Annotated in this window: 15 protein-coding genes; 9 read left to right on the plus strand and 6 right to left on the minus strand. The window is 60.5% G+C overall.

Going from position 1 to position 16,772, the window contains the following annotated elements:
* The first annotated feature begins 50 nt into the window (after positions 1-50).
* From trxB to ACW4YW_RS02595, 5 genes are all read left to right on the plus strand, one after another.
* Positions 51-1,001, plus strand: a complete 951-nt coding sequence (trxB, locus tag ACW4YW_RS02575; protein WP_457136119.1) for a thioredoxin-disulfide reductase — start codon at positions 51-53, stop codon at positions 999-1,001.
* Between the two features lie 51 nt (positions 1,002-1,052).
* Positions 1,053-1,592, plus strand: a complete 540-nt coding sequence (locus ACW4YW_RS02580; RefSeq protein ID WP_457136120.1) for a Smr/MutS family protein — start codon at positions 1,053-1,055, stop codon at positions 1,590-1,592.
* 105 nt (positions 1,593-1,697) lie between these two features.
* Positions 1,698-2,999: a TolC family protein gene (locus ACW4YW_RS02585; protein ID WP_457136121.1), complete on the plus strand. Its 1,302-nt coding sequence runs from the start codon at positions 1,698-1,700 to the stop codon at positions 2,997-2,999.
* Positions 3,000-3,016: 17 nt separating this feature from the next.
* Positions 3,017-4,135: an efflux RND transporter periplasmic adaptor subunit gene (locus ACW4YW_RS02590; RefSeq protein WP_457136122.1), complete on the plus strand. Its 1,119-nt coding sequence runs from the start codon at positions 3,017-3,019 to the stop codon at positions 4,133-4,135.
* Positions 4,136-4,145: 10 nt separating this feature from the next.
* Complete coding sequence (locus tag ACW4YW_RS02595) at positions 4,146-7,232, plus strand: efflux RND transporter permease subunit (RefSeq protein WP_457136123.1); 3,087 nt, start codon at positions 4,146-4,148, stop codon at positions 7,230-7,232.
* Between the two features lie 77 nt (positions 7,233-7,309).
* On the opposite strand, the gene ispF is transcribed toward ACW4YW_RS02595, so the two are convergent.
* From ispF to ACW4YW_RS02615, 4 genes are all read right to left on the minus strand, one after another.
* Complete coding sequence (gene ispF, locus ACW4YW_RS02600) at positions 7,310-7,792, minus strand: 2-C-methyl-D-erythritol 2,4-cyclodiphosphate synthase (protein ID WP_457136124.1); 483 nt, start codon at positions 7,790-7,792, stop codon at positions 7,310-7,312.
* Positions 7,789-8,496 (minus strand): 2-C-methyl-D-erythritol 4-phosphate cytidylyltransferase, encoded by a 708-nt coding sequence (ispD, locus tag ACW4YW_RS02605; RefSeq protein ID WP_457136125.1) that lies wholly within the window; start codon positions 8,494-8,496, stop codon positions 7,789-7,791. Before ispD ends, ispF begins: the two co-directional genes overlap by 4 nt.
* Before the next feature lie 142 nt (positions 8,497-8,638).
* Positions 8,639-9,019 carry a YbaN family protein gene (locus ACW4YW_RS02610; protein WP_309564912.1) on the minus strand — a complete coding sequence of 127 codons (381 nt, stop codon included), beginning with the start codon at positions 9,017-9,019 and terminating at the stop codon, positions 8,639-8,641.
* Positions 9,020-9,171: 152 nt separating this feature from the next.
* The gene (locus ACW4YW_RS02615; RefSeq protein ID WP_457136126.1) at positions 9,172-10,116 is read right to left on the minus strand and encodes an alpha/beta hydrolase; all 945 of its coding nucleotides are present in this window, start codon (positions 10,114-10,116) and stop codon (positions 9,172-9,174) included.
* 135 nt (positions 10,117-10,251) lie between these two features.
* On the opposite strand from ACW4YW_RS02615, the gene ACW4YW_RS02620 reads away from it, so the two are divergent.
* On the plus strand, positions 10,252-11,211 hold the full coding sequence (locus ACW4YW_RS02620; RefSeq protein WP_457136127.1) for an AraC family transcriptional regulator: 960 nt from the start codon (positions 10,252-10,254) through the stop codon (positions 11,209-11,211).
* 21 nt (positions 11,212-11,232) lie between these two features.
* On the opposite strand, the gene ACW4YW_RS02625 is transcribed toward ACW4YW_RS02620, so the two are convergent.
* Positions 11,233-12,441 (minus strand): ammonium transporter, encoded by a 1,209-nt coding sequence (locus ACW4YW_RS02625; RefSeq protein ID WP_457136128.1) that lies wholly within the window; start codon positions 12,439-12,441, stop codon positions 11,233-11,235.
* A 236-nt stretch (positions 12,442-12,677) separates the two neighbouring features.
* Here ACW4YW_RS02625 and pap point away from each other — a divergent pair, with 236 nt between their 5' ends.
* Positions 12,678-14,171, plus strand: a complete 1,494-nt coding sequence (pap, locus tag ACW4YW_RS02630; protein WP_457136129.1) for a polyphosphate:AMP phosphotransferase — start codon at positions 12,678-12,680, stop codon at positions 14,169-14,171.
* A 56-nt stretch (positions 14,172-14,227) separates the two neighbouring features.
* Here pap and ACW4YW_RS02635 read toward each other — a convergent pair whose 3' ends face one another.
* A complete protein-coding gene (locus tag ACW4YW_RS02635; RefSeq protein WP_457136130.1) occupies positions 14,228-14,899 on the minus strand; it encodes a hypothetical protein in 672 nt (223 codons plus the stop codon).
* A 374-nt stretch (positions 14,900-15,273) separates the two neighbouring features.
* Here ACW4YW_RS02635 and ACW4YW_RS02640 point away from each other — a divergent pair, with 374 nt between their 5' ends.
* Together ACW4YW_RS02640 and ACW4YW_RS02645 are read left to right on the plus strand one after the other, a co-directional pair.
* The gene (locus ACW4YW_RS02640) at positions 15,274-16,446 is read left to right on the plus strand and encodes a PilT/PilU family type 4a pilus ATPase (protein WP_457136131.1); all 1,173 of its coding nucleotides are present in this window, start codon (positions 15,274-15,276) and stop codon (positions 16,444-16,446) included.
* Positions 16,446-16,772 (plus strand): DUF3301 domain-containing protein, encoded by a 327-nt coding sequence (locus ACW4YW_RS02645; RefSeq protein WP_407995968.1) that lies wholly within the window; start codon positions 16,446-16,448, stop codon positions 16,770-16,772. Before ACW4YW_RS02640 ends, ACW4YW_RS02645 begins: the two co-directional genes overlap by 1 nt.

Consider the following 16,772-nt stretch of genomic DNA (forward strand, 5'->3'; position numbering starts at 1 on the left):
CCTTTCGAACATCGCACTTTTAGCAATATTGCATTAGGAGTACTTACTGTATGGCAACAAAACATGCTCGCTTGCTGATCCTGGGTTCCGGCCCGGCAGGCTATTCTGCCGGCGTGTATGCGGCACGTGCCAACTTGAAGCCCGTGCTGATTACCGGCATCGCCCAGGGCGGCCAGCTCATGACCACCACCGAGGTGGACAACTGGCCCGCCGACGCCGATGGCGTACAGGGCCCGGAGCTAATGGCACGCTTCCAGAAGCATGCGGAGCGCTTCAATACGGAAATGATCTTCGATCACATCCACACCACCCATCTCGCCGAAAAGCCGATCCGGCTGGTCGGCGATTCCGGTGAATACACCTGCGATGCGCTGATCATTGCGACCGGCGCTTCCGCCAAGTATCTTGGCCTGCCTTCGGAAGAGGCTTTTGCCGGCAAGGGCGTGTCCGCCTGCGCCACCTGCGACGGCTTCTTCTACCGCAACCAGGAAGTCGCCGTGATCGGCGGCGGCAACACCGCAGTGGAAGAAGCGCTTTATCTTGCCAACATTGCCAGCAAGGTTACCCTGGTGCACAGGCGCGACAAGTTCAAGGCCGAGGCCATCCTGGTGGACAAGCTCATGGAGCGCGTCAAGGAAGGCCGTATCGTGCTGGAAACCTTCCAGACCCTGGATGAGGTGCTGGGCGACGACTCCGGCGTCACCGGCGTCCGCCTCAAGGACGTCAACAGCGGCTCCACCAAGGAGATCGCGCTCAAGGGCGTGTTCATCGCGATCGGCCACAAGCCGAACACCGACATCTTCGAGGGCCAACTGGACATGGAGGGCGGCTATATCGTCACCAAGGCCGGACGTGAAGGCAACTTCACTGCCACCAGCGTTCCCGGCGTGTTCGCTGCCGGCGACGTGCAGGACCACATCTACCGCCAGGCGGTGACCAGCGCCGGGACAGGCTGCATGGCGGCACTGGATGCCGAGCGCTACCTGGACCAATTGTCCTAAACCACATTCCCGCAGGGCCTCCCTGCGGGCCTCTTTTTCGGTTGGCAACACATGGCAGATCAAGACGACAAGGACGATGAAAGCAAACTGTTCCTTGATGCAGTCAAGGATGTGCGCCCGCTCAAGCCAACCCGGCTATACCATCAGTCGCCTTCCCCCAAACCCATTCCGCGCCAGTTCCTGCGCGACGAGCGCCAGGCCCTTGCCGACTCCTTGAGCGACGGCTACATTCCCGCCCACGAGCTCGAAAGCGGCGAAGAGCTGCTATACCTGCGCGACGGCCATTCTCCCGATATCCTGAGCAAGCTGCGGCGCGGCCACTGGGTGGTGCAGGCCGCGATAGACCTGCACGGCATGGTCAGCGACGAGGCGCGGCTCTACGTCGCCGAATTCCTCGCCCACTGCCGGAAGCGCGGCATCCGCTGCGTGCGCATCATCCATGGCAAGGGCCTGAGCTCGCGCAACCGCGAGCCCGTGCTCAAGCACAAATTACGCAACTGGCTCATGCAGAAGGATGAAGTCATTGCCTACGCCCAGGCGCGGCAGCAGGATGGCGGCAGCGGCGCCGTCATCGTTCTGCTCAAGGCATGAACTCGCCGGCAAAATAAATCTCGTACGACTGTAAACTAAAGCATTTTTCTCGCGTTTACTATGCATCGCACCCCCTGGTGCTTGCGCGAAAGAGAGAAAAACAACATGCAGTTGCGTCATTGGGCGTGTGCCGGCATGGTGTTGCTGTCGTTGAGCTTCCCTGCCGTTATCCAGGCTGCAGAAACCGACAACCTGGGGTCGCTCACCCTGGCCAAGGCGAACGAGCTGTTCAATAAAAACAACCGGGAAGTCCTGCTCTCGAAGCGCGGCGTCGAAGGTGCCCAAGCCGATACCCTCGCTGCCGCGCAACGCCCGAATCCGACTTTTTCCCTCAACTCCAACAATTTCAAATTCAATGGCAGCAACGGCGGTGGCGGCCTCAACGACCGCACGCTGGACACCATCGCCCGCCTCGAGCAACCGATAGAGCGCGGTAACAAGCGCGCACTGCGCATCGCCATGGCAGACAGCGCCGTGCAAGCCAGCGAGCTGGACCTGCGCAACAACCTGCGCCAGCAAAAACGCTCGCTATACGGCGCTTACTACGACCTGCTGCTGGCACAGGAGACCGAACGCATCCTGCTGGAAAACCAGGCGCTTTACGACAATATGCTCAGGGCCGCAGAGTTGCGCCTGAAAGCGGGCGATATTGCGGCAACCGATGCGGCACGGATCCGCATTGATGCGCTGCGCGCCCAGAATGACTTGCGCCAGGCGCGCGCCGACAAGGAAAAAGCCCAGGCAACCCTCGCCTACCTGATCGGCAAGGAACAGGAAGCACGCAATATCGCCGCTGGCGACACCTGGCCCGACACGGCCGCCGCGCTGGCTGAATTCAGCCCTGCGAGCCTGGACAGCCGCCCGGACATACAAGCCGCCATGGCGCGCATCCAGATGGCAAACGAAAACCGCAAGCTGGCGCAGGCGCAGACCGTACGCGACATCACTGTCGGCGTGCAGTACGAGCACTACCCCAGCATCGGCGGCGGAGGCGGCGGCAATAACAATGGGCGCAACACCATAGGCGCGGGCTTCAGCATCCCCTTATTCACCGGCTACCAATACCAGGGCGAGATCGCACGGGCCGAGGTGGACTACACCACCGCGATGGAAGCGGAAGAACGCATACGCGCCAATGCGGTCAGCGAAATCCAGCGCGCGCGCGCCGACCTGGAGGCCGCGATCGACAAGGTCGAGCGCTATGACAGGAACATGCTGCAGGAAGCGCAGAAAACGGCGCAGGCGGCCGAGTTTGCCTACCAGCATGGCGCCATGGGCGTCACCGACCTGCTGGATGCCCGGCGCGTGCTGCGCGCATTGCAGATCGATGCGGCCACGGCTCATGCCGATTTTGCCAAATCCCTTGCCAACTGGCACGCGGCCCTGAATAGCGACGCGACTGAATAATCAAGAAAGAACGAAGCATGCAGAAAAAATTCTTACCAATATTGCTTTCTTTCGCATTCGCCAGCGGCGCCGCGTTTGCCGCTGAACCCGCCAATGCGGTCAAAGCCGCCCCCAAGCCGGCGGATGAAATCATCCTCCCCAAGGATGCGCCGCAGCTTGCCAGCCTCAAGATCGAGACCGTCAGCGAAATCCCCGCGCCTGCAGCCTCGCCATTGAACGGCAAGATCATCTTCAATGAAAACTACACCGCCAGGATCTCTTCGCCGGTCGCCGGCCGTGCGCTCAAGATCAGCGCTGAAATCGGCGACAGCGTGAAAGCCGGGCAAGTCCTCATGACCATGGACTCGCCAGACCTCGGCAGCGCAGTGGCCGACGCACGCAAGGCCCAAGCCGAACTGGAGCTCAAGAAACAGGCCTACGAACGCAGCCGCATGCTGCTCGATGGCGGCGTCATCCCGAGAAAGGAACTGGAAGCCAGCAAGGCAGACCTGGACGAAGCCGCTGCGGAAGCCGCACGTGCCAATGCCCGCATCAACAACCTCGGCGCCAGCCGCAACACCAGCGAGAGCTATACCGTGCGTACACCGCTCGCTGGCCTGGTCGTCGACAGGCAAGTGAACCCCGGCAGCGAAATCCGCCCAGATGCCGCCAGCCCGCTGTTCATCATTACCGACCCCAACCATTTGTGGGCCAGCATAGACCTGCCCGAGCGCGACCTCGGCAAGGTCGGCGTGGGCCAGCCCGTCTCGGTGGAGGTGGATGCCTATCCGGGCGAGACGTTCACCGGCAAGGTGCTGTCGATCGGCGGCATGATAGACCCCGCCACGCGCCGCATCCCGGTCCGCTGCGCCATCGAGAGCAAGGGCAGGCTCAAGGCGGAAATGTATGCCCGCATTACGCCGCTGAGCCAGGACCAGCGCAAGGTCATCCGCATCCCCAATAGCGCCCTGATTACCGAAGGGCTATACAGCTATGTGTTCGTGGAAACCAGTCCCGGCCATATCAAGAAGCGCCGCGTCACGCTGGATGTGCAAGGCCGCGACTACGCCACGGTCAAGCAGGGCCTGGTCAAGAACGAGCGCCTGGTCACTTCGGGCGCCATCCTGCTGAACTCCGAGCTCGCCGCAGGCAGATAGAGGGCACATCATGCTGGAAAAACTCATCACTTTCTCGCTGCAGCAGCGCGTGTTCGTGCTGCTCGGCACGCTGGCCCTGATCATCTCCGGGTATTTTGCCGTGCAAAACATGTCGATCGAGGCGTTCCCCGATGTCGAGGACGTGCACGTCGGCATCGTCACGCAGGTGCCGGGCCTGGCGCCGGAAGAAGTCGAGCGCGTGGTGACGCTGCCCATCGAGCATGAAATGAGCGGCGTACCGCACCTCACCCAGATGCGCTCGGTCTCGATCACCGGGCTCTCCGTCATCACCCTGACCTTCTCTGAGAAAACCGATGACTACTTTGCGCGCCAGCAGGTGCTGGAACGCCTGCAGGGCGCAGACCTGCCGCCGGAATACCAGCCCACCCTGGCGCCGCTTTCCACCGCAGTGGGCGAGATTTTCCGCTACCTGATCGAGGCGCCCAAAGATATGCCGCAACGTGAAATCCGCGCCATCCAGGATTGGCAGGTCCGCCCCATGCTGCGTACCGTGCCCGGCGTGGCCGACATTACCAGCTTTGGCGGCAGCATCAAGGAATACCAGGTCAGGCTCGATCCCTACCTGCTGAAAAAATTCGACATTACCGTCGACCAGGTCGACCAGGCGCTGGGCGGCAATAGCAGCAATGTAGGCGGCGGCTTCATGCACCGCGGCGATGAAGACCTGGTCGTACGCGGCATCGGCCTCTACAAGAGCCTGGACGATATCGCCAATACCGTGATCGATTCACGCGGCGGCAAGCCCATCCTGGTGAGCGATATCGGCCAGGTGGCAATCGGCGACCATACCCGCTCCGGGATCGTGGCCTTCAACGACCGCGATGATGTCGTGGAAGGCATCGTCATCATGAACAAGGGCCAGAACCCGGCCAAGGTGATCGATGCGCTTCGCGAAAAAGTCAATGAGATCAATGCCAAACTGCCGCCCGGCGTCAGCATCGCGCCCTTCTACGACCGCACTACGCTGATCCAGCATACCGTGCATACCGTGACGGAAAACCTCATCGTCGGCGCCCTGCTCGTCGTCACCATCCTGATCGTGTTCCTGCGCAACTGGCGCGCCGCACTCATCGTCGCCTCAGTGATCCCGCTGTCGCTGCTGTTCGCTTTCGTGGTCATGAATATCCGCGGGGTCTCCGCCAACCTGATCTCGCTGGGTGCGGTGGACTTCGGCATCATCATCGACAGCGCCGTGGTGCTGGTCGAAGCCCTGATGGTGAAACTGGCGGTTACGCAAATCGACAAAGTGCCGCAACAGGCCGGTTACGGCTGGCGCCTGCATACCTTGCGCCAGACCGCCGTGGAAATGGGCCGCCCCATCCTCTTTTCCAAGGCCATCATCATCCTGGCCTTCCTGCCGATCTTCACCTTCCAGCGCGTGGAGGGCAAGATCTTCTCGCCCATGGCCTTCACCCTCAGTTTTGCATTGCTGGGCGCCATCCTGCTCACGCTGACCCTGGTGCCGGCATTGCTTTCCTACACCATGCGCCGCGAGGACATGGCGGAAAAGCACAGCGCCTGGATGCATAGGCTGCAGGAAGGATACCGCACGCTGTTGCTGAGAACCGGCGGCATACGCTGGCCGCTGGCGGGCGCTTCCGCCGCATTGCTGGCAGTGTCGCTATTGCTGGCGCCCAAGCTCGGCTCCGAGTTCCTGCCCAAGCTGGACGAAGGCAACATCTGGCTCACCATCAGCCTGCCGCCTTCCACCAGCCTCATGAAGACCAAGGAAGTCGAACAACACGTCCGCGGCATCCTGCAGGGCTATCCCGAGGTGCGCCTGGTAGTGAGCCACGTCGGCCGCCCCGATGACGGCACCGACCCCAAGGGGCCCAACAATATCGAAATCCTCGCCGACCTCAAGCCGCATGACGAATGGCGCTTCAAGAACAAGGAAGCCCTGATCGAGAGCATCTCGGCCAAGATACACGCCATCCCCGGCATCCCCACCAACTTCTCGCAAGTGATCCAGGACAGCGTGGAAGAAGCGCTATCGGGGGTGAAAGGCGAAATCTCGGTCAAGATATTCGGCCAGGACCTCGCCATTCTGGAAGACAAGGCGGACCAGGTCGTGGATGTGCTCAACAGCATCCAAGGCGCGACCGACGTCGCCGCGATCCGCATTTCCGGCAACTCCGAGCTCGACATCACGCTGGACCGCGCCAAGCTTGCGCGTTACGGCATGAAGGTCAACGACGTAAACACCACGATCCAGACAGCGCTGGCAGGCAATGCCGCCAACACCTTCTACGACGGCGACCAGCGTTTCGACGTGACGCTCAGGCTGGACAGGCAATACCGCGACGGCGTGGATGACATCGCCGAGCTGCCGGTGGCCTTGCCAGGCAATGCCGGCACCATCCCGCTGGACGAGATCGCCGACATCGGCATCAAGCAGGGCGCCTCGCGCGTGAGCCGCGAAGGGGTTTCACGCATTGTCGCGATCAAGGCCAACCTCATCAACCGCGACCAGGGCAGCTTCGTCGCCGAGGCGATGAGCAAGGTAAAACAACAGGTGAAACTACCCCCCGGCTACAGCATCACCTGGGGCGGCCAATTCGAGAACCAGCAACGCGCAATGAAGCGCCTGCAAGTGATCGTGCCGTTGTCCTTGATGCTAATCTTCATCCTGCTGTTCATGGCGTTCAAGTCCGTCAAGAACGCCCTGCTGGTGCTGCTAATGATCCCGTTCACCCTGATCGGCGGCTTGGCCGCACTGGGCTTGGCGGGACTGCACCTGTCAGTCTCAGCGGCCGTCGGCTTCATCGCGCTGGCGGGCGTATCGGTGCAGAACGGCGTCATCATGGTCGAGCAGATCAAATACCTGATGCGCGAAGGCCATGCCATGAAACAAGCCGTAGTAGAAGGCGCGGTGGCGCGCCTGCGCCCGATCATGATGACGGCGCTGATGGCGGGCCTTGGCCTGTTGCCGGCGGCGCTATCGCACGGCATCGGCTCGGAAACCCAGCGCCCCTTCGCCGTGGTGATTGTGGGCGGGCTGGTGTCCGCCACCCTGTTCACGCTGTTGCTGCTGCCGTTGCTCTATCCCTATTTTTCTGAAGAGCGGCGGAACTAGACAACACACGACGTCCGCACCCAAATAAAAAGCCCAAGGCGAAAATGCCCTGGGCTCTTCATGCATATGCAATCAACTCAAATCTGGTAACGCTGGATCAGGCATACCGCCTGCGCCGCAATGCCCTCGCCGCGCCCGGTGAAGCCCAGCTTTTCGCTGGTGGTGGCCTTCACGTTCACGCAATCCGTCGGGATGTCGCAGTCCTCCGCGATATGCTGCATCATTTGCGCGATGTACGGCGCCATCTTGGGCGCTTCCGCGATAATCGTCGCATCGATATTCACGATGCTGTAATGCCTGGCCCTGAGCAAGGCCACGACATGGCGCAGCAAGGCACGCGAGTCCGCCCCCTTGAAACGCTCATCGGTGTCGGGGAAATGCTTGCCGATATCGCCCAATGCAGCCGCCCCGAGCAAGGCGTCGCTGACGGCATGCAGCAGCACGTCGGCATCGGAGTGCCCCTTCAGGCCCTTGGCGAAGGGGATATCCACCCCGCCGATAATGCATGGCCGCCCTTCCACCAATTGATGCACGTCAAATCCGTTTCCTACTCTGATCATGATGTTTTCTGCTCCTTGGCATCTGCAAGCAGAATCGCTTCTGCCAGTTGTAAATCCTGCGGATAGGTAATCTTGAGGTTCCTGAGCTCGCCGGGCACCAGCTTGGGACTGTAGCCGAGCGCCTCCACCGCCTGGGCTTCATCCGTCGGGGCCCCGCCCGCCTGGCGCAACGCCTGTTTCAACAAGGCGTAACGGAACATCTGCGGCGTCTGCGCCTGCCACAACCCTTCCCTGGGCTCCGTATTGGCGACGCGCTGCCCGTCATCGGCGCGCTTGAGCGTATCGGCAAGCGGGATCGCGAGCAGGCCGCCCACGGCATCGTCCTGCACGCTGTCCAGCAAACGGTCCAGCAATGCCATGCTCAATCCCGGCCGCGCCGCGTCATGCACCAATATCCAGTCGTCATCCGCCGCCTGGCGCGCAATCGCCTCCAGCCCGTTCAAGACCGTGACCGCACGGGTTGCGCCGCCCAGCGCATGGATGCACACCTTTGCATCCAGTCCGGTAGCGCTATATTGAGCCCACAGCCGGTCGTCCGGCGCGATCACGACGTGCACGGCACTGATGCGGGGCGCAGCTGAGAAAAGGGACAAGGCATGATGGATGAGCGGCTTGCCGTTCAACGGCAAGTATTGCTTGGGCAATTCGGACCCCATACGGCTACCTGTGCCGGCTGCCGGGATCAGGACATGAAATTTCGACATGGGCCGCATTCTAGCATGGGCCGGCACCAGCGCAGCCCTGGCTCGGAGCAGCTGACAAGCCTGGCAATTCGCTGCCCTGCCGCTGGCAGTACAAAGAGCGCGGCAAGGTCGGGCAATGCCTGGAAGGTTTTGTTGGCCATCATTACTTGCAGGGCACAGGCTCCGGGCGTAGCAACAGCCAGACTGCCACGGTCGCCATGGTGACGGTGACGCCCCATTTCGCCCATAAAGGCGCCGGCGAGAACCAGAGCCCGGTTGCGCTACACGACATCATGAATACCGCGATATATTTCGCCTTGCGCGACACCGCCCCGCGCTCGCGCCAATCTCGGATGTGATGCCCGTATTTGGGGTGGTTGAGCAGGTAATGCTCGAGTTGCGGCCAGCCATGACCGCCCGCCCACGCCGCCAGCAGCACGAACGGCACCGTGGGCATGATCGGCAGGAACGCGCCGATCACGCCGAGAATCAACGCAATCACGGCTAGTAAGCGCCACAACAATATCTTGGTCTGCCTGAGCATAAAACACCTGGAATCCGCAACAACCCGAAGATAGCACGACAACAGAGTCCTAGCCCAGCCCTACGCAGCCCATTGCCAATGCGCTTGGAACCTGCTCAGTTAAAATAAAGCACATCAAGGCGCATTACTGGAGCGACAAGGTCATCCAGACATTACGCCACCAGGTGTTTCTTGTAGAAAGGCACCAATTGTGCCAGCGCCTGGCTGGTAGCTTCTGGCTGATCGTACAAGTCGTAATGGCTTGCCCCCTCGACGACCTGGATGCTCTTCTGACTCGAACGCGCGCGGCCATACAACTCTAAACCATCGCGATAGGAACCGAAGGCGCCGGGTACGCTGCCGATGACGATATGCAGCGGCTGGGTCAATAATACCTCGGCGAAGTGGAAGGCGTCCCAGCCCATGGCCGCGGCGGTGCTGGTAAAGCGCAGCTTATTGGGCGAGCCTGGCTGCTGGCCGCGCGGCGTAGTGTAGTACTGTACGGCCTCAACGATGTCGATGTTGTCCAGCCCGGCTTTCGCACGCTCTGCCTCGGAGTTCGGGATGTAGCCGACGATCAGCGGCTCGTCGCCGCGCGCTTCGGCGGTACGCTGCGTGGCGATGGCGTCCAGCGTCTTGATGGCGGCATCGGGCGTCATGTCGCCTTCGCGCATCAGGCGGCCATAGTTGGCGCCGACAACAGTGCCCACCGCCTTGAAGCGCCGCTCAGTCATGGCGGCATTGACGGCATAGCCGCCGCCACCGCACACGCCCAGCACGCCGATGCGTTCTTCATCCACGTACGGCAGCGTCACCAGGTAGTCCACGGCACAGCGAAAGTCCTCGACGCGGGTGCCGGGATCTTCGCTGAAGCGCGGCTCGCCCCCGCTGGCGCCTTGGGTTGAGGCGTCGAAAGCCAGCGTGATGAAGCCGGCCTGGGCCAGCGCTTCGCCATAGACGTTGCCCGCAGTCTGCTCCTTGCAACTGCTGATAGGGTGGGCACAGACAATGGCCGGGTACTTCCTGCTGGTATCGAACCCGAAGCCATGGGGAAAGCGCAGCGTAGCAGCAACCTCCCAATCGCGGTTCTTGAAGATAACGGATTGTGTTTGTGCCATGGGGAAGCCTCCAAAACGTTGCAAAAGTCGGCGGATGAGAAAAAACATCCTGCATGGGAAAAATTGTAGTTCTTGCCCCGTGAACGAACCATGCTTTAAAGTACCCATTCCTTTTTCATCAGTACGGCCTTGGTGATGGATCCTCTTTCTGACGTACTATCGCTCCTAAAACCTCGCGGGCAATTCTATGCAGGTTTCGATGCTGCCGGAGATTGGTCTTTTAGTTTTCCGCCTCATGACGGAATCAAGTTCACGGCGATAGTAAAAGGCGCTTGCTGGGGCATCACGGAGGATTTGGAATACCCGGTCCGCTTCGAGGAGGGCGACTGCTTTTTGCTGAACAGCAAACGCCGCGTCATATTGTCAACAGACCCGCAATTGCCCCCGGAAGACGGCGGGCACATCATGGAGGCCGTCTCTCGTCACGGAATTGCCGTCCATAACGGCGGTGGGGAGATGTTTCTCATCAGCGGGCGCTTTGCCTTTTCCGGCAATCACGCCGCCGCCCTGTTCGATGCGCTGCCGCCCATCATCAATATCCCCAAGGCATCAAGCCAGGCGGAGGTCTTGCGGTGGTCTCTTGATCAACTTGCCTCGGAATTGCGCCACGCGCAACCGGGTGGGGTACTGATGTCCACTCATCTGGCGCACCTGATGCTGGTCCAGGTGCTCCGGCTGTTCCTGGTGACTTCCAGCGAATTGCCACAGGGGTGGTTCCTCGCATTGACCGACCGGCAGATCAGCCCTGCGATAGGCGCCATGCATGCCGAGCCTGCCCGGCATTGGACGCTGGAAGAGCTGGCGCGGGTTGCAGGCGTGTCGCGCACCGTGTTTGCGCAACGGTTCAAGGCGTTGGTAGGCAGCACCGCCATGGACTATTTGACGCGCTGGCGCATGCTGCTGGCGGCAGACCGCCTACGCTCCGGCAACGAGAGCGTTTCCTCGATCGCCTTCTCACTGGGATACGAATCCGAGAGCGCGTTCAGCACCGCGTTCAAGAGGATCATGTCATGCACGCCGACACAATGCCGGCGCCAGGCATCGTCCCCTCCTGCCGCTGCAAGTGGTCACGACAGCTTGCAGCAAAGCATGTGATGCATTCAATATTAAGGACGCCTACTCATCCTGCCCTGCAGCCAAGTTAGGCGTAGCTGCAATTTTATGGATGGAAAGGTCGGCGCCGTCGTATTCCTGTTCAGCGTCCAGACGCAACCCGACCAGCAGTTTCAATACGCCGTAAACCGCGAAACCGCCTGCCAGCGCAACGGCCAGGCCCAATGCCGTGCCCAGCAGTTGCGACACCAAGCTGACGCCGCCCATGCCGCCCAGCGCAGTTGCGCCGAAGATGCCGGCCGCAATGCCGCCCCAGGCGCCGCAGATGCCGTGCAGGGGCCAGACGCCGAGCACGTCGTCAATCTTCCAGCGGTTCTGCGTCAAGGTAAAAGTCCAGACGAACACCGCGCCCGCCACCAGCCCGATCACCAATGCCCCCAAGGGGTTGACCACGTCCGAGCCCGCGCAAATCGCCACCAGGCCTGCCAACGGGCCGTTATGCACGAAGCCGGGGTCGTTCTTGCCCGCAAGCAATGCCGCGAGCGTGCCGCCGACCATGGCCATCAATGAATTGAGCGCTACCAAACCGGTCACCGCATCCACGGTCTGGGCGGACATGACGTTGAAGCCGAACCAGCCGACCGTGAGTATCCAGGCGCCCAGCGCCAGGAAGGGAATGCTGGACGGCGGGAAGGCATGCAGCCTGCCGTCCTTGCTGTAGCGGCCGATGCGAGGGCCAAGGAGCAATACGGCCGCCAGCGCGATCCATCCGCCCATCGCATGCACGACGACAGAGCCGGCAAAGTCGTGGTAGGGAGCGCCGAAAGCCGCTTCCAGCCAGTCTTGGAAACCGAAATGGCCGTTCCAGGCGATACCCTCGAAGAAGGGGTATACCACGCCGACGATAACAAAGGTCGCGGCGATCTGGGGATTGAATTTGGCCCGCTCGGCAATGCCCCCGGAAATGATGGCAGGGATGGCGGCGGCAAACGTCAGCAGGAAAAAGAACTTTACCAGCTCATACCCGTGGTGCGCAGAAAGCGCTTCCGCCCCTTGCAGGAAGCCCACGCCGTAGGCCACGCCATACCCGATGAAAAAATAGGCGATGGTGGATACCGAGAAATCCACCATGATCTTGACCAGGGCGTTGACCTGGTTTTTGCGGCGCACGGTACCCACCTCCAGGAAGGCAAACCCCGCGTGCATGGCGAGCACCATAATGGCGCCCAGCAATATGAAAAACACGTCATTTCCCGACTGTGTTGAGTCCATGTCATCTCCTCCGTTTATTTTTATCGCGGGAGATAATTAGCAAAAACCGCGCCACTCAACATTTCATTGTTTTTAAAAGGTTTTATAAAGCTCCATAGACAGAAACGCACCAAAGATGAACTGCATACTGTGCATTGCACCAATGCCGTTCAAATACAGCAGGAGCTTTGACACTTGCCCTGAAACTCTGCACCATGAATCAACACCAACTAACAACGCCTTCCAGGAAACCTGCCATGTTTGAATCCGCCGAGCTCGGCCACAGCATCGACGACGACCTTTATAAAAAGGAAGTGCCCGCCTTGCGCGAGGCGCTGCTCGACCTGCAGTTCGACCTGGCGGAATCCAAGGCCTTCCCCGTCCTGATCCTGATCGGCGGCGTGGATGGCGCGGGCAAGGGAGAAACCGCCAACCTGCTCAACGAGTGGATGGACCCGCGCCTGATCCATACTTGCGCCTTCGGTCCCGCCACGGAAGATGAGGCGGAGCGCCCCCGCATGTGGCGCTTCTGGCGCGAGCTGCCGCCCAAGGGCAAAATCGGGATTTTCTTCGGCTCATGGTATACCGCGCCCATTCTGGAAAACCTCTCGGACGGAAAACTGCGCAAGAAGCTCGACAGCCACCTCAGCGACATTGTGCGCTTCGAGCGCATGCTCACGGACGAAGGCGCGCTCGTCATCAAGCTCTGGTTCCATCTTTCCAAAAAACAACAGAAAACCCGGATTGCCGAGCTGGAAGCCAATCCCAAGACCCGTTGGCGCGTCACCGAACAGGACAAGCAGCACCTCAAGCACTATGACGAATTCCGTACCCTCACTGGCCATATCCTGCGCGAGACCAGTACCGCCAACGCGCCCTGGCTGGTCATCGAAGGCTTCAACGCCAATTACCGCAGCCTGACCACGGGCAAATACCTGTTGGAAACCATACGCAACCGCCTGGATAGCAAGGCTCCCCCTCCCCGCAAAGCGGCAGCCCCCGCGCTAGCATTAACGGCGGCGGACGGCCTCAATGTGCTGAACACATTGGACCTGGGAAAATCCCTGGACAAGGACGATTATGAAGAGCGCTTGGAGGAGTACCAAGGCAAGCTCAACCTGCTCACCCGCCATGAAAAATTCCAGCAGATTTCGGTGATCATCGCGTTCGAGGGCGTCGACGCTGCCGGCAAGGGCGGCGCCATCCGCCGCGTCACCCAGGCCATGGACGCCCGGACTTATAGCGTCGTACCGATCTCGGCGCCCTCGGACGAGGAAAACGCCCAGCCCTACCTATGGCGCTTCTGGCGCCAGTTGCCCAGACGCGGGCGCGTCACGATCTTCGACCGCACCTGGTACGGCCGCGTGCTGGTGGAACGAGTGGAAGGGTTTTGCAGCACGCAGGACTGGATGCGCGCCTATGCGGAAATCAACGACTTCGAGGAACAATTGGTCAGCCACGACATCGTGCTAGTGAAATTCTGGCTGCATATCGACCAGGAAGAGCAGCTGGCCCGTTTCAAGGCCAGGGAGGACACCGCATTCAAACGCTACAAGATCACGAAGGAAGACTGGCGCAACCGTGAGAAATGGGACGATTACCAGCGCGCCGTCTGCGACATGATAGACCGCACCAGCACGGAGCAGGCGCCTTGGACCCTAGTCGAATCCAACGACAAGAAATATGCCCGCATCAAGATACTCAAGACCATTTGCGAGCAGCTGGAGCGCAAGCTCGACTCATTGAAATAAGTAGCGCGGCGCATGCGAAAACACGGTCGCCGGAAAAGTACAGCTAGGCTGCCCTCTCAGGCGATATTGTCCGCGCGCTCGATCTGGATGTGGCTGACCGCGTCCGGGTCACCGATCCAGAAATAATAGAACTCGCGCACCACGGCAAGAAACAACCGCTGGGTAGGCTTCATGGTGAAAATGCCGACCGTGGCGTTCACCGCCTGGCGATATACCTTATGGTCGCGTTCGGGCGCATCCCGCAGCTTGAGCAACAGCAGCTTGACCAGCCGCATCCGGGTATCGACCAATGCCTGGTCCGCCCCCTCCTGGCGCAATGCATGGCTATAGGCCTTGAGCGGCCAGGTGTCGGCTACGCCGAACTTCTCGCTGTCCAGGCGCTGCCACAGCGTCTTGAGGTCTTGCTCGACAGGCTGCCACTTGGTCGGGTTGAGCTCGAACTCCTGCCCAGCGTTCAAGGCCGCAATCGCCTTGATGTCGTGATTCCAGAAATGGTAGTACTCGCGCACCACGGAAAGGAAGAACGGCCATTGCTCGCGCTCGACTTCGGTCAGCAGGTGCTCAACGGCTTCACGGTAGATCAGGCCGTCCGCCGGCTGCCCCGCAATGGCAGGCACCAGCGCGAGAAGCCAGTGCTCCCGCTGCATCAGTCCCTCATTGTCGACTCCCTTGTTCTTGAGCAGCTTGAGATAGGCATTCATGGCCTCGCGTTCGCGGATATCGTTCATGGACTTGGTACAACTCGCTTGCGGTCAATTCAGAAAACAGTTTCCAATGGAAACGCCATGGCAGTGTAAGCATATTAGCGGCATCCGCCAAATTAAATTTAGGCTCTTGAGTGTAAGAATCCATGACCCCATATAAGCGCCATGCGTGCTTAATTTCCCAGGCGCGGCTGGCATAGCGGCTAACAAACCACTCCTGGCGTTGCTGCCCTGCCTTGCCAGGAACGCTTCGCCGAGGTGTGTTAGCCGCCCTGAGCAATCAAGACAACGCAACCGGAGCCGGACATAATGACAGCGGCGTTTAACCTCATTTAATATGGCATCTGCCCATCGGCTATTTAAGGCCCTTTTAACCCGCATCCCGGATTGGATTTGGCATGAATCAGGAACAGGCTCTGGCCTATATGCACACGCTACTGCGCTCCATGCTGGAGAAGAAGGCGTCCGACTTGTTCATCTCCGCGGACTTTCCGCCCGCGATGAAGATAGACGGCAAGATGACGCCGGTCACCCAGCAGAAACTGAGCGGCGAGCACACCAAGGCCTTCGCCTACGCGCTCATGAGCGAAAAGCAGCGGTTGGAGTTCGAGCAGAGCAAGGAATGCAATTTCGCCATCTGGCCCAAGGAGATCGGCCGCTTCCGCGTCAATGTCTTCATCCAGCAGGAAAAGGTCGGCATGGTGCTGCGCACCATCACCACGCAGATTCCGCGCTTCGACGACCTCGGCCTGCCGCCCGTGCTCAAGGAAGTCATCTCGGCCAAGCGCGGCCTGGTGATCCTCGTCGGCGGCACCGGCTCGGGCAAGTCCACCACCCTCGCGGCCTTGATCGACTACCGCAACGAAAACAGCCACGGGCATATCATTACCGTGGAAGACCCGGTGGAGTATGTACATGCGAGCAAGAACTGCTTGATCACGCACCGCGAGGTCGGGCGCGACACCAACGATTGGTTCAGCGCGCTCAAGAACACCTTACGGCAGGCGCCGGACGTCATCCTCATTGGCGAAATCCGCGACCGCGAAACCATGGAGTTCGCCCTGGCGTTCGCCGAGACCGGCCACCTGTGCATGGCGACCCTGCACGCCAACAGCGCCAACCAGGCCATAGACCGCATCATCAACTTCTTCCCGGAAGAACGGCATGCGCAGCTGCATATGGACCTCTCGCTCAACCTGCGCGGATTTATCTCGCAGCGCCTGGTGCCGAAGAAAGGCGGCGGACGCTGCGCCGCGATTGAAATCTTGCTCAATTCGCCCTTGGTCGCCGACCTCATCCTCAAGGGAGAAACCGGCATGATCAAGGATGCCATGGCAAAATCCGTAGAACTCGGCATGCAGACCTTTGACCAGGCGTTGTTCACGCTATGTGAGGAAGGCCGCATCACGGAAGAGGACGCATTGCGCAACGCCGACTCCTACAACGAGCTGCGCCTGCGCTTCAAGCTGCACGGCAAGCATGCCGCCGCAGAAGACAACAGCGCGCGCATCGACACACTCTCGCTGCATGAAGACGAACCCGAAGAAGAACCCGACCCACTGAAGCCATAATGGAACTCTATTTGCTCATCATTGCCGTCATCGGCGCCTGGTACTGGATAGACAGCATCGCCAGCCGCGAACAAGCCATTGCCTGCGGACGGGAGCTGGCGGAACGCTGGAACCTGCAACTGCTGGACGAAACCGTTTCCTGCAGCAAGGTCTGGTTCGGCCGCAACAGCCGCGGACGCATGCAGTTGCGGCGCACCTATCACTTCGAGGTCAGCGCGCGCGGCAGCGACCGCCTTTCCTGCGAGCTGGTCATGCTGGGCCGTCACCTGCAAAGCTGGCACATCCCGCCCTACCTGCAGCCTGTGCCGTCCAATCCCCTGTACTAG

This window comes from Methylobacillus pratensis (assembly GCF_054072455.1).